The organism is Novosphingobium rhizovicinum, from assembly GCF_040813635.1.
Taxonomy (GTDB): Bacteria; Pseudomonadota; Alphaproteobacteria; order Sphingomonadales; family Sphingomonadaceae; genus Novosphingobium; species Novosphingobium rhizovicinum.
In genome coordinates, this window is sequence record NZ_JBFNXR010000021.1 from 573,766 (window position 1) to 593,976 (window position 20,211).

The 20,211-nt window shown below is 63.5% G+C and carries 18 protein-coding genes; 13 read left to right on the forward strand and 5 right to left on the reverse strand.

The window, feature by feature from the left end:
- The first annotated feature begins 16 nt into the window (after positions 1–16).
- Complete coding sequence (locus ABUH87_RS07565) at positions 17–1,369, forward strand: methyltransferase family protein (RefSeq protein ID WP_367772001.1); 1,353 nt, start codon at positions 17–19, stop codon at positions 1,367–1,369.
- A gap of 65 nt (positions 1,370–1,434) precedes the next feature.
- Here ABUH87_RS07565 and ABUH87_RS07570 read toward each other — a convergent pair whose 3' ends face one another.
- Both ABUH87_RS07570 and gyrB read right to left on the reverse strand, forming a co-directional pair.
- Positions 1,435–1,830, reverse strand: coding sequence for a metallopeptidase family protein (locus ABUH87_RS07570; protein ID WP_367772004.1), 396 nt, complete (start codon positions 1,828–1,830; stop codon positions 1,435–1,437).
- A gap of 7 nt (positions 1,831–1,837) precedes the next feature.
- Entirely contained in the window at positions 1,838–4,351 is a 2,514-nt protein-coding gene (gyrB, locus tag ABUH87_RS07575; RefSeq protein WP_367772007.1) for a DNA topoisomerase (ATP-hydrolyzing) subunit B, read from the reverse strand.
- 133 nt (positions 4,352–4,484) lie between these two features.
- On the opposite strand from gyrB, the gene ABUH87_RS07580 reads away from it, so the two are divergent.
- From ABUH87_RS07580 to ABUH87_RS07590, 3 genes are all read left to right on the forward strand, one after another.
- Positions 4,485–5,897, forward strand: coding sequence for a M20/M25/M40 family metallo-hydrolase (locus ABUH87_RS07580; RefSeq protein WP_367772010.1), 1,413 nt, complete (start codon positions 4,485–4,487; stop codon positions 5,895–5,897).
- A gap of 375 nt (positions 5,898–6,272) precedes the next feature.
- Positions 6,273–7,832 carry a glutamine-hydrolyzing GMP synthase gene (guaA, locus tag ABUH87_RS07585; RefSeq protein ID WP_367772013.1) on the forward strand — a complete coding sequence of 520 codons (1,560 nt, stop codon included), beginning with the start codon at positions 6,273–6,275 and terminating at the stop codon, positions 7,830–7,832.
- A 93-nt stretch (positions 7,833–7,925) separates the two neighbouring features.
- Positions 7,926–8,390, forward strand: a complete 465-nt coding sequence (locus ABUH87_RS07590; RefSeq protein WP_367772019.1) for a hypothetical protein — start codon at positions 7,926–7,928, stop codon at positions 8,388–8,390.
- A 57-nt stretch (positions 8,391–8,447) separates the two neighbouring features.
- On the opposite strand, the gene ABUH87_RS07595 is transcribed toward ABUH87_RS07590, so the two are convergent.
- Positions 8,448–9,149: an OmpW/AlkL family protein gene (locus tag ABUH87_RS07595; protein WP_367772021.1), complete on the reverse strand. Its 702-nt coding sequence runs from the start codon at positions 9,147–9,149 to the stop codon at positions 8,448–8,450.
- A gap of 227 nt (positions 9,150–9,376) precedes the next feature.
- Here ABUH87_RS07595 and ccoN point away from each other — a divergent pair, with 227 nt between their 5' ends.
- The 9 genes from ccoN (at position 9,377) to hemN (ending at position 18,635) form a co-directional block, all read left to right on the forward strand.
- A complete protein-coding gene (gene ccoN / locus ABUH87_RS07600) occupies positions 9,377–11,029 on the forward strand; it encodes a cytochrome-c oxidase, cbb3-type subunit I (protein WP_367772023.1) in 1,653 nt (550 codons plus the stop codon).
- 11 nt (positions 11,030–11,040) lie between these two features.
- Positions 11,041–11,820: a cytochrome-c oxidase, cbb3-type subunit II gene (ccoO, locus tag ABUH87_RS07605; protein WP_367772025.1), complete on the forward strand. Its 780-nt coding sequence runs from the start codon at positions 11,041–11,043 to the stop codon at positions 11,818–11,820.
- Positions 11,817–11,987 carry a cbb3-type cytochrome c oxidase subunit 3 gene (locus tag ABUH87_RS07610; protein WP_367772027.1) on the forward strand — a complete coding sequence of 57 codons (171 nt, stop codon included), beginning with the start codon at positions 11,817–11,819 and terminating at the stop codon, positions 11,985–11,987. The genes ccoO and ABUH87_RS07610 overlap by 4 nt, the downstream gene beginning before the upstream one ends.
- A complete protein-coding gene (ccoP, locus tag ABUH87_RS07615; RefSeq protein WP_367772029.1) occupies positions 11,977–12,894 on the forward strand; it encodes a cytochrome-c oxidase, cbb3-type subunit III in 918 nt (305 codons plus the stop codon). The genes ABUH87_RS07610 and ccoP overlap by 11 nt, the downstream gene beginning before the upstream one ends.
- A 2-nt stretch (positions 12,895–12,896) precedes the next feature.
- The gene (gene ccoG / locus ABUH87_RS07620; protein WP_367772031.1) at positions 12,897–14,357 is read left to right on the forward strand and encodes a cytochrome c oxidase accessory protein CcoG; all 1,461 of its coding nucleotides are present in this window, start codon (positions 12,897–12,899) and stop codon (positions 14,355–14,357) included.
- A complete protein-coding gene (locus ABUH87_RS07625; protein ID WP_367772033.1) occupies positions 14,354–14,800 on the forward strand; it encodes a FixH family protein in 447 nt (148 codons plus the stop codon). The genes ccoG and ABUH87_RS07625 overlap by 4 nt, the downstream gene beginning before the upstream one ends.
- 7 nt (positions 14,801–14,807) lie before the next feature.
- Positions 14,808–16,928 (forward strand): heavy metal translocating P-type ATPase, encoded by a 2,121-nt coding sequence (locus ABUH87_RS07630; RefSeq protein ID WP_367772035.1) that lies wholly within the window; start codon positions 14,808–14,810, stop codon positions 16,926–16,928.
- A complete protein-coding gene (ccoS, locus tag ABUH87_RS07635) occupies positions 16,925–17,074 on the forward strand; it encodes a cbb3-type cytochrome oxidase assembly protein CcoS (RefSeq protein ID WP_367772037.1) in 150 nt (49 codons plus the stop codon). Before ABUH87_RS07630 ends, ccoS begins: the two co-directional genes overlap by 4 nt.
- A gap of 247 nt (positions 17,075–17,321) precedes the next feature.
- A complete protein-coding gene (gene hemN / locus ABUH87_RS07640) occupies positions 17,322–18,635 on the forward strand; it encodes an oxygen-independent coproporphyrinogen III oxidase (RefSeq protein ID WP_367772039.1) in 1,314 nt (437 codons plus the stop codon).
- A 24-nt stretch (positions 18,636–18,659) separates the two neighbouring features.
- On the opposite strand, the gene ABUH87_RS07645 is transcribed toward hemN, so the two are convergent.
- A complete protein-coding gene (locus tag ABUH87_RS07645; protein WP_367772041.1) occupies positions 18,660–19,472 on the reverse strand; it encodes a ferredoxin--NADP reductase in 813 nt (270 codons plus the stop codon).
- Positions 19,469–19,915, reverse strand: a complete 447-nt coding sequence (locus ABUH87_RS07650; RefSeq protein ID WP_367772043.1) for a hypothetical protein — start codon at positions 19,913–19,915, stop codon at positions 19,469–19,471. The genes ABUH87_RS07645 and ABUH87_RS07650 overlap by 4 nt, the downstream gene beginning before the upstream one ends.
- Positions 19,916–20,211: the final 296 nt, after the last annotated feature.

Genomic DNA, 20,211 nt, shown 5'->3' on the forward strand with positions numbered 1-20,211 from the left:
TCTAGCCAGTGGCGCCATGAGCAGCGCCACTCCGGCACCTTCGGCACGCCCTCGCAGCGATGTCTCCAACGCAGTCGGTCTGGTCGGCGTAGCTGGCCTCTTCGCCTGGGTCATGGTGTGCCGCAACTGGGCGGCCATTGCAGAGGCGCTGGCACTTCCGGGGCCTCGCGCGCCGATGTCTGGCCCCTATGCTGCCGTGGCCACGCTGCTGTTCACGTCCGTGCCGATGATCCTTTGGTCGCTGCTGGTCGACAAAGTGCATCGCCGCCCCTCGACTGGGATCGACTGGACCCGCCCGCGGCGTTGGCGAGACGTGCACAGCGTGTCCTTCACCAAGCTGGCGGGTCTTTGGGCGACGTGGGCCGCCATAGGCTTCTTTTATTGCGTGGCGCGCTGGTACTGGGATGGCCAGTATCTCTTCGCAATGAAGGTGATCGGCACCTTCGCGGCACCGCTCTTCCTCTTGTCCGTGCCCTACGTGCTGTGGCTGGATCGTTTCCTCCTCGAGCCGCGCGACAGCGCATGGCACTTCGGCGCGATGCTGATAGGGCGCGAAGCCTGGGATGGAGAGCAAGTGGCGAAGCACTGGCGCGCATGGGCCATCAAAGGCTTCTTTACTGCCTTCATGATCTCGATACTCCCGCCCGGTTTCGCCATTGTGGTCGAGGCCGATTATAGCGCCGCTGCGGGAGACCCGGTGCATCTTGCGCAGGTCCTGATCGAGACTCTGTTTCTGATAGACGTGCAGATCGGGACGGTTGGCTATCTGCTGACGCTACGCCCGCTCGATGCCCATATCCGCAGCGGCAATCCGTTGTTGGCCGGCTGGGTTGCTGCCCTCTTGTGCTATCCTCCGTTCGTCTGGGGCACGATGGGCCGGGCGGACGTGATGGGGTATGAGGCCGCTACCGGAGGTTGGGCGCACTGGCTTGCGGGAAGCGCGCCGCTGCTTTGGGCCTGGGCCGCGCTTCTGGTGTCTCTCACCGCGATCTATGCCTGGGCCACGTTCGCCTTTGGTATCCGCTTTTCAAACCTGACCTATCGTGGCGTTATCACGCATGGACCCTATCGGCTTACGCGCCATCCGGCTTACCTTTCCAAGAACCTGTTCTGGTGGTGCTCGACGCTGCCCTTCCTTGTGACGAATGGTTCGTTCACGGACATGGTGCGCAACACCGTCATGCTCACGCTTGTGAGCGGGATCTACTACTGGCGTGCGCGAACTGAGGAAGCGCATCTGCTGGCCGAAGATCCCAAGTACGCGGCTTATCACCGGTGGATGGCGCGCCATGCGCCGATTACTCGTGTCTTGAACGCTATGGCAGGATCGCTTCGCCCAAGGCAGCCGGTGCCGCAGCCGGCCGAGTAGGATGCGCTCTGCCCGGCGTTAGCCTTACGCGCCAGCGGGCAAGGGCGCTTGCCTACGCCCGACGCTTAGGCGCTTGCTTCGAGAGCGTGCATCTCTTCATCCGAAAGCCCGAAATGGTGGCCGACTTCATGGATGACGACGTAGGAGACGAGGTCTTCCAGCACAACGCCGGTTTCGCACCATTCCGCCAGAAGCGGCTGCCGGTATAGCGTGATCACCGGCGGCAGTTCGCCCGAGGTCCAGATGGAGTCCTGATCCAGCGGACGACCGTGATAGAGCCCGGTCAGCTCCCAGGCGTCTCCGATGCGGAGCGCCTTGAGCGTCTCGTCATCGGCGAACTCCTCCACCCGCACGCGTATCCCGTTCAGGTGCTGCGCAAACGGCTCCGGAAACCGGGCGAACGCCGCATGCGCCATCGTTTCGAGCGCGCCAGCGTCCGGTGCCGAACCGAAGCGATTCATGCCGCCCTCACACGTCGAGGTTGGCGACGTTGAGGGCGTTCTCCTGAATGAAATCGCGGCGTGGTTCCACGATGTCGCCCATCAGGCGGGTGAAGATCTCGTCTGTCACGTCAGCATCCTCGACCTTCACCTGCAGCAGGCTGCGGTTGTCGGGATCGAGCGTGGTTTCCCACAGCTGCTCCGCGTTCATCTCGCCCAAGCCCTTGTAGCGCGAGATCGAGAGGCCCTTGCGTCCGTTCGCGAGCACTGTGTCCAGCAGCTGCGTCGGGCGCGTGATCGCACCGTCGGTGACGCGCACCGGTGCTGCCTCGGCCTCACCATCGCCATCCGGCGCCTGCTCGGGCTCAGGGGCGTCAGCGCTGGCCCGTGTAAGGCGAGCGGGGGTGCTGTAGATGGGGGCGTGCTCGGCAGCCAACCGGGCCAGCTTGCGAGCCTCGGCGCTGTGGAGGAACGTCGCCTCGATCACGTGGTGATCGGTGACCCCGCGCCAGAGGCGCTCAACGATATAGGCACCTTCCTCACCCCGCCGGGCGGACCACTTGGCCTCGGGATCGCCGCGCTCCAGCCAGGCGGCGGCTTCGGTGAGCGCCGCGACTTTGCCTGCATCGCTGAGATCCGGCGCGAAAGCGCCTGCGAGGGCCAGCGCCTCGATGATACCGAGGTCGTACCTGCGCGGCACATAGCCGAGCAGATTGCGCATCGCCATGGCATGGTCGATCAGCCCGCGAAGCTCGGCACCGCCACGCGCCCCGCCGGCGGTCTCGAGCACCCGCCCCTGCGAGCCCGCCTCGACGAGGTAGCGGTCAAGCTGGCGATCATCCTTGAGGTAGACCTCCGAGCGGCCTTTGCTCACCTTGTAGAGCGGTGGCTGCGCGATGAAGAGATGTCCGGCCTTGATGATCTCAGGCATCTGGCGATGGAAGAACGTCAGCAGCAGCGTGCGGATGTGCGCGCCGTCCACGTCAGCGTCGGTCATGATGACAATCTTGTGGTAGCGCAGCTTGTCCAGGTTGAAGTCGTCGCGGATGCCAGTGCCCATCGCCTGAATCAGCGTGCCGACCTCCTTGGACGAGATGATCCGGTCGAAGCGCGCGCGCTCCACGTTGAGGATCTTGCCCTTCAGAGGAAGGATCGCCTGGATTTTGCGGTCGCGCCCGGACTTGGCCGAGCCGCCAGCCGAGTCGCCCTCGACCAGGAAGAGTTCGCACTTCGAAGGGTCGCGCTCCTGGCAGTCGGCGAGTTTGCCGGGCAGGGAGGCGATGTCCATCACGCCCTTGCGGCGCGTCAGTTCGCGCGCCTTGCGGGCGGCTTCGCGCGCGGCGGCGGCATCAATGACCTTCATGATGATCGCTTTGGCGGTGGCGGGGTTTTCCTCCAGCCATTCGCTCATCTTGTCACCCATCAGCGCTTCGAGCGGCTGACGCACTTCGGAGCTGACCAGCTTGTCCTTCGTCTGCGAGGAGAACTTGGGGTCGGGCAGCTTCACCGAGACAATCGCCGTCAGCCCTTCGCGCATATCGTCGCCCGACAGCGTGACCTTCTCCTTCTTGAGCAGGCCCGAGCGCTCGGCATAATTGTTGAGCGTGCGGGTCAGCGCGGCCCGGAAAGCCGCCAAGTGCGTGCCGCCATCGCGCTGGGGGATGTTGTTGGTGAAGGCGAGGACGTTCTCGTAGTATGAATCGTTCCACTCCAGCGCAACCTCGATGCCGATGCCGTCCTTGTCCGCCGAGATGGCGATCGGCTCGGGCATCAGCGCCTGCTTGTTGCGGTCGAGGTACTTCACGAAGGCGCCGATGCCACCCTCATAGTAGAGATCATGCTCCAGCACTTCCTCGTGCCGCTTGTCCCGCAACAGGATGTGCACACCCGAGTTGAGGAACGCCAGCTCGCGATAACGGTGCTCAAGCTTGTCGAAGTCGTACTCGGTGACGTTCTTGAACGTCTCGGTCGAGGCCTGGAACGTGACGCGCGTGCCCTTCTTGCCGTCAGGGGCGGGGCCCACGACCTTGAGCGGCGCGACAGTGTCGCCGTGTTCGAAGCGCATCCAGTGCTCCTGGCCGTCGCGCCAGATCGTCAGTTCCAGCCATTCCGATAGGGCGTTCACCACGGATACGCCCACACCATGGAGGCCGCCTGAAACCTTATAGGCATTATCGTCCGACGTGTTTTCGAACTTACCGCCAGCGTGAAGCTGAGTCATGATGACTTCAGCGGCTGAAACGCCTTCTTCGCGGTGAATGTCAGTTGGAATGCCGCGTCCGTTGTCCGTCACTGACACTGAATTATCGGGGTTAAGCTCGATCAGAACGAGATCGCAGTGTCCCGCAAGCGCCTCGTCGATTGCGTTGTCCGAAACCTCGAACACCATGTGATGCAGGCCCGAACCGTCGTCGGTGTCGCCGATGTACATGCCCGGCCGCTTGCGTACGGCATCGAGGCCTTTGAGGACCTTGATCGATTCCGCGCCATAGGTGTTGGTGTTCTTGCCGTTCTCAGGCCGGTCTTCAGGATTGCTTGCCATGTCGATTATATAGGGTCCGCATGGGCGAAACTAAAGCAAAACCGGCATCGGCCTAGCCCTTATCCACAAAGGCTTGCAAGCTGGGCTCCGCCTGCGTCACAGTGACGCACTCGTTACAGGCAAGGGGCTGCCGATGATCAGGAAATCGCTTGGGTTCATGCTTGCTGCGGGGCTCGTGCTGCCGCAGGCCGTAGCTGCGCAAAGCGCAGGGTTGCGGCCCGACCAACAGGAGTTCTTCGGCCTCTACAAGGAACTGATCGAAACCAATACCACGCTGAGCGAAGGCAGTTGCACCGAGGCTTCGGCCAAGATGGCCGCGCGCCTCAGGTCAGCCGGCATGACCGAGGATCAGTTGATCCGGTTCTCGACTCCCGAGCATCCCAAGGATGGCGGACTCGTCGCCATCTATCCCGGCACTTCGAACACGCTGGAGCCGATGCTGCTGCTGGCCCACATCGACGTTGTCGAAGCCAAGCGGGAGGACTGGGAGCGCGATCCCTTCAAGCTGGTCGAGGAGAACGGGTACTACTACGCCCGCGGCGCGGTGGACGACAAGGCGATGGCCTCGATCTGGGTCGACACGCTCGCGCGCTTCGCCAAGACCGGGTACAAGCCCAAGCGCACGATCAAGCTCGCACTGACTTGCGGTGAAGAAACCAGCGGTGCGTTCAACGGCGCTGAGTGGCTGGCGCAGAACAAGCGCGAGTTGATCGACGCCGGGTTCGCTCTGAACGAGGGCGGCGGTGGCCGGACGGACGGGAACGGCAAGCTCGTCGTCCAGACGTTGCAGGTGGGTGAGAAAGCCTATCAGGACTTTATGCTGACTGCGACGAACCCCGGCGGCCATAGCTCGCAGCCGGTGCCGGACAATGCGATCTACGATCTTTCCGCCGCGTTGCTGAAAGTGGGCGAGTACGAGTTTCCAGTCGAGTTCAACGACGTGACGCGAGCCTTCTTTGCCAAGTCCGGCAAGCAGCGCGGAGGCGAACTGGGGCAGGCCATGCAGGCGCTTGCGGCCAACCCGCAGGACAAGGCCGCGCTGGCGATCGTTGATAAGGACAAGGCGCTGCACTCGATGCTGCGCACCACCTGTGTGGCCACGCAAGTGGATGCGGGTCACGCGCTCAATGCGCTGCCGCAGCGGGCGACGGCCAACGTCAACTGCCGGATGTTCCCGGGGCACACCGCCGACGAGACGCAGGCAGTGCTGGCCAGCGTGATCGCCAATCCCGAGATCAAGATCGAGCAGCGCGTGAAGGGTAAGCCGATCGCGAAGTCGCCGCCTCTTGAGCCGGAGATCGTGAAGCCGGTGGAATCTCTCGCGGCAAAGTATTTTCCTGGAGTTCCGGTCATCCCCTCGATGGCAACCGGAGCGACCGACGGTCTTTACCTCTCTGCGGTAGGGATTCCCGTCTATGGTGTGCCCAGTGTCTGGACCGATCCGGACGGCAACGGGACACACGGCTTGAACGAGCGGGTGGAAGCCAAGGCTCTCTATACCGCTCGCGACTACCTTCATGATCTGGTGCGGACACTCGCCGGGTAAGCGAAGCTGTGCGGACAAAAAGAAAGGCGGCCCTCGTCGGGCCGCCTTTCTTTTGTTTCGGGTCGCCCCCTCAGACGAGGGTGATTGCGAACGCAAGGGCGCTGGCGCCCAGGGCCGCGGCGAGACCGAACGTCCGGTGGACGAGGGTCATGGCACTTTCCTTCTGTTTGTGCGGAACACGACTCTTATAGCGCCGTTTCCTTTCGCAGGTGCAACATAGGAGGGTTAGTAATTTCCGCAATGTCGAAAGCAACAATCGAACTTGCGTAATTTGCAACTGAGCGTGATCCGCAACTGACATTCTATGCGCGCATTGCGCAGCCGTGCCTCAGCACGCATCTGGACACTCGCCGCGCTGCGGACTAACCCGCCGCAATGACCATCCAGCCTTCGGACCCCATCCTGATCGTCGACTTCGGCAGCCAGGTTACGCAGCTGATCGCACGCCGCGTGCGCGAGGCTGGCGTCTATTCAGAGATTGCGCCGTTCTCTTCGGCGGCAGAGGCGTTTGCCCGTCTCGATCCCGCGGGCGTGATCCTGTCCGGGTCTCCGGCATCTGTGCTCGACAGCGATGGTCCGCAAATCCCCGATGTCATCTTGAACAGCGGGCGTCCCATGCTGGGCATCTGCTATGGGCAGCAGGCGCTGACTCATCAGCTGGGCGGGGAAGTGCTAGCTGGCGAATCAGGAGAGTTCGGTCGCGCCTTCATCGAGATCGAAGAGACTTGCGCGCTGTTCGACGGCTTGTGGCAAGTGGGCGAGCGGCATCAGGTCTGGATGAGCCATGGCGACAAAGTCACGCGTCTGGCCGAAGGGTTCCGGCCCGTAGCGGCAAGTGCCGGCGCACCGTTTGCGGTGATCGCGAACGATGCCAAGCGCATCTATGCCATGCAGTTCCACCCCGAGGTGGTGCACACGCCCGATGGCGCCAAGCTGCTGAAGAACTTCGTTCGCCACGTCTGCGGTTTGACCGGAGACTGGACGATGGCCGAGTTCCGCAAGACCAAGATTGAGGAAATCCGTCAGCAAGTCGGTAACGGCCGGGTGATCTGCGGGCTGTCAGGCGGCGTCGACAGCGCCGTGGCGGCGGTGCTGATCCACGAGGCCATCGGTGAGCAGCTGACTTGTGTATTCGTCGACCACGGTCTGATGCGCAGCGGCGAGGCCGAGCAGGTCGTCAGCCTGTTCCGCGGCGCGTACAACATTCCGCTGGTGCACGTCGACGCTTCGACACTGTTCCTGAAAGGCCTTGAGGGCGTCAGCGACCCCGAAGCCAAGCGCAAGTTCATCGGCAAGACCTTCATCGACGTCTTCGAGGATGAGGCGAAGAAGATCGGCGGTGCCGAGTTCCTGGCGCAGGGTACGCTCTACCCCGACGTCATCGAATCGGTGTCCTTCACCGGCGGCCCCTCTGTGACCATCAAGAGCCATCACAACGTCGGTGGCTTGCCCGAGCGGATGAACATGAAGCTCGTGGAGCCGCTGCGCGAGCTGTTCAAGGACGAAGTGCGCGAGCTTGGGCGCGAACTCGGTCTGCCCGAGGTCTTTGTTGGTCGCCATCCGTTCCCCGGGCCGGGTCTTGCCATACGCATTCCCGGCGAAGTCACGCGCGAGCGTTGCGACGTTCTGCGCAAGGCGGACGCGATTTACCTCGAGGAGATCCGCAATGCAGGTCTCTACGACGCGATCTGGCAGGCTTTCGCGGTGCTGTTGCCCGTCAAGACCGTGGGTGTGATGGGCGATGGTCGCACGTACGACAACGTCTGTGCCTTGCGAGCCGTTACCTCCACGGACGGCATGACGGCGGACATCTATCCCTTCGACGCGCACTTCCTCAGCAGCGTCGCGACCCGCATCATCAACGAGGTGAAGGGCATCAACCGCGTCGTCTACGACTACACGAGCAAGCCGCCCGGCACGATCGAGTGGGAATGATCCGCGCCCAGTAAGTGTCTGGAGCAGGGGGCATATGTTCTTCGCCGCTCCAGCACGTCGCTGAGGCATTCTTGCGGCTGCCGGAGCTGACCGATGGACGATTTCACGATTGCTCGCGCGCTCCATGTCCTCGCGATCGTCATGTGGATCGGCGGACTGGCGTTCGTGACGACCGTCGTGATGCCGTTCATCCGCCATTCTTCTGAGCCGCGGGAGCGGCTTGCGGCCTTTCATCGGGTCGAAGGCCGCTTTGCTCCGCAGGCGGCCTTCTGGGTCCTGTTGGCGGGCGCCAGCGGCTTCTGGATGACCTGGCGAGCGGGACTGTGGTGGCGATTTGCTGATTCACAGTACTGGTGGATGCACGCGATGGTCGGGATCTGGCTGATCTTCACCGTCATGCTGTTCGTGCTGGAGCCGCTCGTGCTGCACCGCCGCATGACCAACTCCCCGAACCCCTCAGGTGATTTCCGTGCTATGGAATGGCTGCACCGGATCCTGTCTGTGCTCTCGCTTGCGACGGGAGCGGCTGCGGTCGCTGGCAGTCACGGACTGTTCTGAAGCACAGCAGGCGGCGAAAGGAGCGAGGCACGTTCGCCCCGCTCCTAGTGACGACGATCAGAAGCGATAGCTGACCCCGGCGCTAAGCACCCAGGGGTTCAGGTTGTGCCGGGTCTCGAGCACCTTGGCGCCATCAGCGTAGAAGGATGCCGTCGGCTCGATGAAGTACTTCTTCGCGTCCAGCGACAGGCCATATCCGTTCTGCCCCAGCGCGATGTCGACGCCCGCCTGCAGCGCGACACCAAGCGCATTCGACATCTTGACGCGGTCCACTCCCAGCGCTGCGGCCGTGGCGCCCGGCTTCTCGTCGAACACAAAGAACACCGAGGGGCCCGCGCCGACGTAAGGTTTGATCGGGCCGCCATTGTCCAGGTGCGCCTTGAAGGTGACGGTCGCCGGCAAAATTAGCACATGGTTGACCAACCGAGTGCCCGCGAGGTCAGCCGCACCGTTCACGTGATGCTGGGTGAGGCAGCAGATCGTCTCGACGGAGATGGTCTTGCTGAAGAAGTACTCCAGCGCCAGCGTGGGCACTACGTTGTCGTTCGCCTTGGCATCGACGTCGGTCACGCCCATGCCGGTCAGGGTGCTGCCCAGAGCGGGATCGATCGACTTGACCTTGTCGATCTCGCCGTCCGGCAACACGGCGGTCCCCAGAACCTTCACTTGCAGCTTTCCATCGCGGCTACCCGCCAGCGCGGGGGGCGCAGTGAGCGCGGTTGCCGTTGCGAGAAGGGCGATCATCGTAGTCTTACGCATGTCTATCTGTTCCTGCCACCGGGACCACCCCTCGCGGCCCCACTCTGCGGTCGCTCATGCGTGTCGTGGGAACCGCCGGGCGAATAATTGATTCGGCGCAATCAGGAGCGACATTTTCGCCGCGCCGCACAAAGACCCTCCGTTTTGATCGTCATCAATGCGCGAGCGACCGTCACCGGCCATGGGCGCCGGACAGGTCAGCAATTTTCCTGAGAAGAGATAGAGATATGGAAACCGTGGTCGCGCGGGCGGGCTGGTGGCTTGCCGCGTTGTTTATTGCCGTCGCAGCGGCTGCCGCTGCGGCGGATACCGGCTTTGCGGTGCACATGGGCATCATCGCAGCGGCAGCGTCTGTTGGGTTGTGGGTCGCTGTAAGCGGCGCAGACTATGGAGCGATTGCGCGCGGCATCCTGAAGGTGCCGGCCGATCAGACCCGCTATGATGACGATCCGGTGCGCTGGGGCGTGATCGCCACGGTGTTCTGGGCCATGGCCGGTTTCGCGGCAGGCGTGTTCATCGCGCTTCAGCTGACCTGGCCTGCTCTGAACCTGGAGCCCTATCTCAACTTCGGGCGCGTTCGTCCGCTGCACACTTCGGCGGTGATCTTCGCGTTCGGCGGCAATGCTCTGATTGCGACGAGCTTCTACGTCGTGCAGCGTACCTGCCGCGCCCGCCTTGCTTTCCCCGGCCTCGCCCGGTTCGTCTTCTGGGGCTATCAGCTGTTCATCGTCCTTGCGGCGACGGGCTATCTGATGGGTGTTACCCAGTCGAAGGAATATGCCGAGCCGGAGTGGTACGTCGACTGGTGGCTGACCATCGTCTGGGTCGCGTATCTCATCGTGTTCGTCGGCACGATCGTAAAGCGTTCCGAACCGCACATCTACGTCGCGAACTGGTTCTATCTGGCCTTCATCCTGACCGTGGCGATGCTGCACGTCGTCAACAACCTGGACGTGCCGGTGAGCTTCCTGGGCTCGCGCAGCTATCCGCTTTTCGGGGGCGTACAGGGTGCGCTGGTGCAATGGTGGTACGGCCACAACGCCGTGGGCTTCTTCCTGACCGCCGGCTTCCTGGCGATGATGTACTACTTCGTGCCCAAGCAGGCGGAGCGGCCGATCTATTCGTATCGCCTGTCTATCATCCACTTCTGGTCGCTGATCTTCCTCTACATCTGGGCTGGTCCGCACCACCTGCACTACACCGCGCTGCCTGACTGGGCGCAGACGCTGGGCATGGTCTTCTCGGTCATGCTGTGGATGCCGAGCTGGGGCGGCATGATCAACGGCCTGATGACGCTCAATGGCGCCTGGGACAAAGTCCGCACCGATCCGATCATCCGCATGATGGTAATGGCGCTCGCCTTCTACGGCATGAGCACCTTTGAAGGACCGATGCTCTCGATCAAGAGCGTCAACTCGCTGTCGCACTACACCGACTGGACTATCGGCCACGTCCATTCCGGCGCTCTGGGCTGGAACGGCATGATCACCTTCGGCGCGATCTACTACCTCGTGCCGCGCCTCTGGGGGCGTGAGCGGCTCTACTCGCTGCGGATGGTCAACTGGCACTTCTGGCTCGCGACCATTGGCATCGTCTTCTACGCCGCGAGCATGTGGGTGGCGGGCGTCATGCAGGGCCTGATGTGGCGCGAATACGGCGCCGACGGTTACCTGGTGAACTCGTTCGCCGACACGGTCGCCGCGGTTCATCCGATGTTCGCCCTGCGTGCATTCGGTGGCCTGCTCTACCTCGCTGGCGGTGTGATCATGGTCGTCAACGTCTGGGCCACGATCCTTGGCAAGCTGCGCGCCGAAGCTCCCATGAGCGACGCCGCTTACGATCCCGCCACCGACCGTCCCGTCGTCGCTGCCGCGAACTGAAAGCCAAAGTCATGAATAACCTGTCGAACGAACCGGCTGACGTGCGCGCCACCGTCAAGGGACACGCGCGGCTTGAGCGCAACGTCACGCTGCTGGGTCTTGCCTCTCTCGTAGTCGTCGCGATCGGCGGCATCGTGGAGATCGCGCCGCTCTTCTGGATCCACAACACGATCGAGGAAGTGGAGGGCGTCCGCCCCTACACTCCGCTGGAGCAGGCGGGCCGCGACATCTATGTGCGCGAAGGCTGCTACAGCTGCCACAGCCAGATGATCCGCCCCTTCCGTGACGAGGTGGAGCGCTATGGCCACTACAGCCTGGCTGCGGAAAGCATGTACGATCACCCCTTCCAGTGGGGCTCGAAGCGAACCGGTCCGGACCTGGCCCGCGTGGGCGGCCGCTATTCGGACGAGTGGCACGTGCAGCACCTGGTCGATCCACAGTCGGTGGTGCCTGAAAGTGTCATGCCGCAGTACGGCTTTCTGGCCGACACCGACCTTCAAGTGCCGGACATGGCGGCCAACCTGAAGGCGCTGCGCGCGGTGGGCGTACCCTACAGCGACAAGGACATCGAACTCGCGATGACGGACCTGACCGCGCAGGCTGATCCCGAGGCGGACAGCGGCGATTTGGCCGAGCGTTATCCCAAGACGCAGATCCGCGACTTCGATGGCAACCCCTCCCGCCTGACCGAAATGGACGCGCTGGTTGCCTATCTGCAGGTGCTGGGCACCATGGTCGACGTGAATGCAGCGGCGGCGCAGGAAGATCTCGCGAAGGAGAAGGGGCGGTGACCCACTCCACTTATGAGACGCTGAGGCACCTCGCCGATAGCTGGGGCCTGGCAGCCATGCTCGTCATGTGGCTTGCGCTTGGCCTCTGGCCTTTCCGGCCGGGCGCCCGGCACCGCAACGAGAACGCGGCCAACATCATCTTCAAGGACGAGAACGATGGCGAATAAGCGCCCGAACGGAAAGCGGTGGGACGAAGCGACCCAAACCGAGACCGTTGGTCACGAGTGGGATGGGATCGAGGAACTCGACACCCCCATGCCGCGCTGGTGGCTCTACACCTTCTATGCGACCATCGTCTTCGCATTGGGCTATTGCATTGCCTATCCGGCCTGGCCCCTGGTGACCCAGGCCACCGAAGGGGTGCTGGGCTGGTCGAGCCGCGGCGAACTGGCAAAGGACCTGAAGGCGCAGGAAGCCGAGCGCTCCGAGGTGCTGCAGGCGATTGCCATTACCCCTGTCGAAAAGCTCGTCGGCCAGCCCGATCTGATGCCGGCAGCCATCGCCGGTGGTGCTGCGGCCTTCAAGGTCAACTGCGTCCAGTGTCATGGTGCCGGCGCAGCCGGGTCGAAGGGCTACCCCAATCTCAACGATGACGAGTGGCTCTGGGGCGGCGACATCCGCGCGATTGAGGCGACTCTGATCCACGGCATCCGCCAGCACGGCAGCGCCGAGACTCGCACCAGCCTTATGCCTGCATTCGGCAAGGACGGCCTGCTGCCGCCCGAGCAGATCGAAGATGTAGCGAGCTATGTTCTCTCGCTCAGCGGTAAGGAGAAGCCGAGTGCGGCCGCGCAGCGCGGTGCACAGGTCTTTGCCGACAACTGCGCGGTGTGCCACGGCGCGGATGCCAAAGGGCAGCGCCAATTCGGTGCCCCGAACCTGCGCGATGCGATCTGGCTCTACGGCAGCTCACGCGAAGAAGTGGTGCAGCAGATCAGTGCGCCTCGCCATGGGGTGATGCCCGCCTGGGGCGGCCGTCTGGACCCCGTCACCATCAAGATGCTTGCAGCCTACGTCCACTCGCTGGGCGGCGGCGAGGACTTTGCGGAGGTCGCCGAACAACCGGCGCAGTAGCCATGAACAGCCCGATCAAACCACCCAGCGCCGACCACTCGCCTTCGCTTTTTGCGAAGCGCGAGCCGGTCTTCAACAAAGCCGTCAACGGCAAGTTCCGGCGCTTGAAATGGGCGGTCATGGCCGTCTGTCTGGCGGTATATTGGATCACGCCTTGGCTGCGGTGGGATCGGGGACCTTACGCGCCGGACCAGGCGGTGCTGATCGACCTGGCCAGCCGGCGCTTCTACATGTTCAGCATCGAGATATGGCCGCACGAATTCTACTTCGTGGCCGGCCTGCTGATCATGGCCGGGATTGGTCTCTTTCTCGTGACCAGCGCCGTCGGTCGCGCGTGGTGCGGGTATGCCTGTCCGCAGACGGTCTGGACAGACTTGTTCCAGCACGTAGACCGGCTGGTGGATGGGGACCGCAACGCGCGCATGCGCTTGCAGAAGGCCCCCTGGGGTCCGGCGAAGATCGCGAGGCGCCTGCTCAAGTGGGCGATCTATCTGGTGATCAGTTTCGCTACCGGCGGCACCTGGATTTTCTATTTCGCCGATGCGCCAACGCTGCATCAGGCGTTCTGGAGCGGTAGTGCTGCCCCCGTCGCCTATGCGACGGTATTCGTGCTGACGATGACGACCTTCGTCCTGGGCGGCTTCATGCGCGAGCAAGTGTGCATCTACATGTGCCCCTGGCCCCGTATCCAGACCGCCATGCTGGACGAGAAGAGCCTGATCGTCACCTACAAGGACTGGCGTGGCGAGCGGCGCGGTAGCGTGAAGAAGAAGGAGCGCGACCCTCAGGCGTTCGGCGACTGCATCGACTGCAATCAGTGCGTCGCAGTGTGCCCCACGGGCATCGACATACGCGAAGGGCCACAGGTCGGCTGCATCACCTGCGCATTGTGCATCGACGCGTGCGACAAGGTCATGGACGAGATCGGGCGCCCGCGCGGACTTATCGACTACGCAACGCTGGAGGATTCGGAGCGGGAGAAGGCGGGGCAGCCGCCTACGCGTCACCTGAAGCTGATCTGGCGCCCCCGCACGCTTCTTTATTTTGCCGTCTGGTCCTCGATTGGGCTGGCCATGCTGTTTCTGCTCGGCACGCGGGTCCATACCGGCCTCACCGTCGCGAAGGATCGCAATCCGCCGTACATCGTCCTCAGCGACGGTTCGATCCGCAATGCCTACACGCTGCGCTTGCGCAACATGGAGAGCCGCCCGCGGACCATGGAATTGACGATCGAGGGGCTTCCCGGGGCACGCATGTGGGGTGACGACATGCCTCGGGAAAACGCAGCTCGGGTTCTGCGCCGCACAGTTGCGGCGGATTCGACCCAGCCGATGCGCGCCTACGTTGCGGTTCCTCCAGGAACGGAGCCGCAGGACTTCATCTTCACATTGCGTTCGCTCGACGAGCAGCGTGAGAGCGACAGCGTCGAAGCACGCTTCGACGGACCCGGAGAAGACCAATGACACGCACGTTCACGGGTAGGCACATGGCAGCCATCCTGGTTGCCGGTTTTGGCATCGTCATCACGGTGAACTTCACCATGGCGACTCTGGCCAGCACCACCTTCGGGGGGGTGGTCGTCGACAACTCCTACGTCGCCAGTCAGCGCTTTAACGGTTGGCTGGAACAGGCGCGTGCATCGCAGGCACTGGGGTGGAGTGTTACCGCGCAAAGGCGTGCCGATGGCCGCATCGAATTGCGGGGCGAGGGCGTGCCGGTGAGCGCGATCGTCACGGGCGATGCGCGCCATCCGTTGGGACGGGTGCCGGACACGCAAGTCAGCTTCGAGACGCTTGCCAGCGGCAGATATGTCAGCCGAGAGGCCTTGCCCGCGGGCCGCTGGAACCTGCGGCTCGAGATCAAGGCGGACGGGCAGGTCTGGCGCGGCGAACAGTCAGTCGGGTAGGACGATCATGAACCAGTCGACGATCCCCAGCGACGGCACCGTGTGCGTCGACAGCCGCTTCACCGTGCCAAGCATGCGTTGCGCCGGGTGCATCGGCAAGATCGAGCGCGGCTTGGTGAGCGTGCCCGGTGTTGCCGCAGCGCGCGTCAACTTCTCTGCCAAACGCGTCGCCGTCAGCCACGCGCCGGAGCTGAGCGAAGACGCGATTATCGAGGAACTGCGGGGACTGGGTTTCGAGGCAACGAGGGCGGTTGAAAATCCACTCGGCCGCGATGACGCAGAGGCCAAGCGTTTGTTGAGGGCCTTGGCGGTTGCGGGCTTTGGCATGATGAACATCATGCTCCTGTCAGTCAGCGTCTGGTCCGGCGCAGACGGGGAAACCCGCGCGATCTTCCACTGGCTTTCCGCCCTCATCGCGGTGCCGGTCATCGCCTATTCCGGACGCCCGTTCTTTGCCTCTGCCGCCATGGCCCTGCGCTACCGCCGGACCAACATGGACGTGCCGATCTCGATCGGCGTGATCCTGGCGACGGCGCTGAGCCTGTGGGAGACGGCGACCGGCGGTGAGCACGCCTACTTCGACGGGGCGGTGATGCTGCTGTTCTTCCTGCTCGCGGGCAGGGCTCTGGATGCGACCATGCGCGGGCGCGCCCGTTCCGGTATCGCCGCACTGCTGGGCCGCATGGGCCGGGGCGCGCAAGTCGTGCAGGACGACGGCTCCACGCGCTATGTAGAGGCGGAGCGTCTGGCCCCGGGCATGGTGATGCTTGTCGCCGCGGGCGAAGCGCTGGCCGCAGACGGAGAGATCGTCGAGGGCAGGACGACGATCGACGCATCGATGCTCACGGGTGAGAGCGCACCGCAGAGCGCATGTTCGGGCGACACGATCCACGCGGGCATGATCAACCTCGGCAACCCTGTGAGAGTGCGGGTCACGGCCGCCGCAGCCGACACAGCGCTGGCCGATATCGCCCGCCTGATGGACGAAGCGGGGCAATCGCGCTCACGCTATGTGCGGATCGCCGACCGCGCTTCGCGCCTTTATGCGCCGGCCGTGCACAGCCTCGCGTTCCTGAGCTTCTGTGGCTGGATGATCGCGGGGGCCGGGCTGCACCAGTCGCTGCTGATCGCGGTCGCCGTGCTCATCATCACCTGTCCGTGCGCGCTGGGCCTTGCAGTGCCAGCTGCGCAAGTGGTGGCGGCCAGCGCGTTGATGAAGCGCGGACTCCTCATCAAGGACGGCAGCGCGCTCGAACGGCTTGCCGAAGTGGATGAGGCGCTGCTCGACAAGACCGGCACGTTGACCCTAGGCGCACCGAGGCCTGTGTCTCTGGATGCACTTGGACCGGAGGAGCGATCGATCGCGCTCGCCCTGGCGCAGGAGAGCCGCCATCCCTTGAGTAGGGGGCTTGCCGAGGCGCTGCGCAATGCTGGTACCCAACCGGCGCGGCTCAACGCTATTTCTGAGACTGCCGGCTTGGGAATGTGCGCGCATTATGGAGAAGCCGAGGTGGCGCTGCTGCGTCCGGAGGCGGAAGTCAGCGGACTTGCGGTTGATCTGCTTGTCGGTGAATCCCGCAAGCGCATCACCTTCGATGACCCGGTGCGTGCGGACGCGCAGGAGACGCTCGCGTCCTTGCGCGATATGGGCGTCGGTGCGGCCATCGCCTCGGGTGATCGCCCGGCGAGTGTGGCCGTGGTCGCGCGCGAGCTCGGGCTCTTCGCAACTGCAGGCATGCGGCCCGCCGACAAGTTGGCCCTTCTGGAACGCCGTAAGGCGGTAGGCCACAATGTGTTGATGGTGGGCGATGGCCTCAACGACGGGCCGGCGCTGGCCGGCGCACACGTGTCCATCGCGCCGGGCACTGCGGCGGACGTGAGCCAGCAGGCCGCCGATGCAGTTTTTGTGGGCGAGCGGCTGATGCCGGTGGCCGTGGCTGTGCGAGTCGCCCGCCGTACAATGGCGGTCGTGCGTCAGAATTTCGCGCTCGCGATCGGCTACAATGTCCTCGCTCTCCCGCTCGCAATCCTCGGCTACGTCACGCCGCTCGTCGCTGCCGTCGCCATGTCGCTCAGCAGCTTGATCGTGGTTGGCAATTCTCTCCGTCTGGCAAGGTCCGCAAGATGACAATCCTCGGTTTCCTCATTCCCTTGGCTCTCACAATGGGGCTTTGCGGGCTTGCCGCCTTCTTCTGGGCGATGCGCGTGGGCCAGTTCGACGACTTGGACGGCGCTGCAAACCGCATCCTGATCGAGGATGAGGGACCGGCATGAGGCTGCTCCCACTTGTAGCCGCTCTGTCGCTCACGCCAGCGATCCTCGGTCCGTCCGCGGTGAGCGCACGCACGCTGGCCGTTCCGCTGTGCGCGGGTGGCACGTTGCATATCCGACTGTCCTCACCGGGCGATCAGGGGCCGCAGCAGGGGCCTTGCTGTGCAAAAGGATGCCATTCGGGATCGTCTCGCAAGCGCCTTGATCGAGCGCAATGACGGTCTGCGGACGGCATGAGAAAGACTGATGCATGTGGTCCTATCATCCCGAACTGCTTTCGATTCCGGTGCCCCGGTATACCAGCTATCCGACGGCAGCCGAGTTCACGGCGAACGTGGGCGCGTCAGACTTGTCCTCCACGCTGGAAGGCAGAACCGGCACCGTTTCGCTTTATGTGCACATCCCGTTTTGCCAGAAGATCTGCTGGTACTGTGGGTGCAACACGGGCGCCGCCAACCGCACTGGGCGGGTTTCCAGCTATCTGGACGCGCTTCATCGTGAGATCGCGCTGATCGCGGCGCGCCTTCCCAAAGTCGTGCGCGCAAGTCACATTGCATTTGGCGGCGGAAGCCCGAACAGCATTGCTCCTGTCGATTTCGTGCGCCTGATGGACGCCTTGACCCTGCACTTCGCGGTGCCGCAGCCTTCGGTCTCCATCGAGATCGATCCGCGCACGTTTGACCGCCATTGGGCGTCCGTGATCGCGGCAGTGGGCATCAGTCGTGCCAGCCTCGGGGTCCAGACGTTTGCGCCCGCGATCCAGCAGGCGATTGGCAGGGTGCAACCTGAGGAGGCAATTCGCGCCGTCACCGGTCTATTGCGCCAGGCGGGCGTTACGTCCCTCAACTACGATCTCATGTACGGCCTGCCGGGCCAGACGTTGAGAGATCTTGAAGAAAGCCTTAGGCGCACGATTGAACTCGGCGCTGACCGCATCGCCCTTTTCGGTTACGCGCACGTGCCCCACTTGATTGCCCGTCAGGCAAAGATCGATGGATCGGCGCTGCCTGATGCGCGAGCGCGCTTTGAAATGGCTGCGTTCGGGTATCAGTTCCTGTTGGAGGCCGGGTATGTCTCTGTCGGGTTCGACCACTTCGCCAGGCCCGGTGACCCGTTGGCACAGGCGGCGATCAGCGGACGGCTCCACCGAAACTTCCAGGGGTTCACGGAAGATCCTTCTGAAGCACTGATCGGACTTGGGGCATCGGCGATCAGCAGCTTTCCGGAGCTGATCGTCCAGAACGAAAAGAACACGGGTCGCTATGGCATGATGGTCTCGCAGGATCGTGTGCCGGCGACACGCGGCATTCGGCGCTCAGAAGACGACCAGCATAGAGGCAGGGTGATCAGCGACTTGCTCTGCCGCGGCCGAGCAGTTCTGGATGACACTTTACGTCGTGAGGCGATGCCGGGGCTTGAACGGCACCTCGCAGACGGCCTCTGCCGTTTTGAGGAAGAACAACTGGTCATCACAGCCGACGGCCTGCCGTACAGCCGCAGTATTGCCGCTCATTTCGATGTTTATCGCCGGGCTTCCCTTCGTCGCTTCAGTTCTGCGATCTAGGCATTTTCGCGCGCGGTGCGGCCTTCATCCGACAAAGGCGCGCTCTACGACGAAATCGCCTGGTTTGGCGTTTGAGCCTTCGTCGAACCCGAGTTGCTCGAGAGTGCCCACGAGGTCGCGAATCATGTCCATGCTGCCGCACAGCATGACCCGGTCTGTCTGCGGATCTAGCAGTGGCGGCCCGCCGAGCCCGCGGAACATGCGTCCACTCTCGATCAAGGCGCCAATGCGCCCGGTGGTGTGGAATGGTTCACGGGTTACTGTCGGCAGATAGGTAAGTTGCAGGAGAGCCTGCTCCTGAACCAGCGGATCTTCCGCCAGATGGCTTTCCAGTTCGTCCCGGTACGCGAGGTCCGAGACTGATCTGACGCAATGGACCACGACAACCTGCCCGAAGCGCTCGTAAATGTCTGGGTCTCGCACGAGCGAAAGAAACGGCGCCAGGCCGGTACCCGTGGCAAACAGGAAGAGCCGACGTCCCGGCAGTAGCGCGTCGGCAACAAGGGTGCCGGTCGGCTTGCGGCCCAGGAAGACCGGGTCGCCTGGGACGATGCGCTGTAAACGCGATGTGAGCGGCCCATCGGGCACCTTGATGGACAGGAATTCGAGCTCCTCGGCCCACGCCGGGCTGGCGATCGAATATGCGCGCAGGAGCGGCCGGCCTTCGCCCGCAAGCCCGATCATCACGAACTCGCCCGAGCGAAAGCGGAAGGAAGCCGGTCGCGTAATCGAAAAGCTGAACAGGTGGTCGTTCCAGTGGTGTACCCGCAACACCTCCTCGACAGTCAGCGTAGCCGACGGGGCAAGCGTCGCGGCGGCGGCCTTGCGATCGCTCACGGCAGGCTCTCCCGCAGAGGAAGCGGCTGTGAGAGGTCGAGCCCCGCAAGCTTCAGCTGTTCACTGCAGCCGGACATGGAACGTGCAATTGTCAGGATCGCCTCAGGCTTGACCAGAAGTTTGAGCGTCCCTGCAACCAGGTCGCTGTCTTCGAGGGCCACACCTCGCCAGAGCGCCAGCAACATCGCCTCATCTTCGCTTATGCTGCAGGATTTCATCGGCGCGATGGTAAATGGGGCGAGTGCATCGCCATGAAGGCTCGTAGAGGCGGTATGGAAGTCGTGCACCGCTCCGCCAGCCCCTACCCGTGAAAAGCCGCGATACAGCGCCAGCGGCGGACAGGACTTGCGCGCGGTCGACTCACTCCAGCCCCGCATCGCCCAGAGCACGAGGCGCCCGGAGTTCGAGAGGGAGGCGGGGTGGCGGTCGACAAATTCATACATGGCGAGGACCTCCTGTGGTTGATCGCCGGTGAGCGAGTTGCCTCGCCCGTCTACACGCGCATCATTCACGCTAGTGATAATCAGTCGCAATAAGGGTTTGGAGTTTTGTGAGCCCTGCGTCAACCCCTATCCGCTCAGCCGGACCCGTTGATGGCCGACAACGCAGGAGCACTAAGGCGAGCGGAGTAAAGGTTCCGTCTATGCATGCATCCGCGATTACCCCCCCCTCTAAGCGGGTGGGGAGCTGCGTCGAGTTGGATGATATGCCGCTATGTGCGCGGTTGCGGATCGGCCAG